Genomic DNA, 231 nt, shown 5'->3' on the forward strand with positions numbered 1-231 from the left:
GGTGTTGTTGTAACGGCTCAGCAGTGAAATCAACCTTACCAATAGTAGTATGGATGATAGCATTTTTGTCATTGCGGTAACGCACTTGACCTGCTTTCGCATTTTTAACTGCTTCTGCAACGTTAGGTGTTACAGTACCAGTTTTAGGGTTTGGCATTAGACCACGTGGGCCTAAGATTTGACCTAGTTGACCAACAACACGCATAGCGTCTGGTGATGCAACAACAACGT

1 pseudogene is annotated in these 231 nt (G+C 44.2%); it reads right to left on the reverse strand.

The annotated features are described in order from the left end of the window. Positions 1–231: pseudogene (rplA, locus tag SB765_RS34340) on the reverse strand (50S ribosomal protein L1); the annotation flags it as partial.

This window comes from Pseudomonas sp. SIMBA_067 (assembly GCF_046534675.1).
GTDB classification, from domain to species: domain Bacteria; phylum Pseudomonadota; class Gammaproteobacteria; order Pseudomonadales; family Pseudomonadaceae; genus Aquipseudomonas; species Aquipseudomonas putida.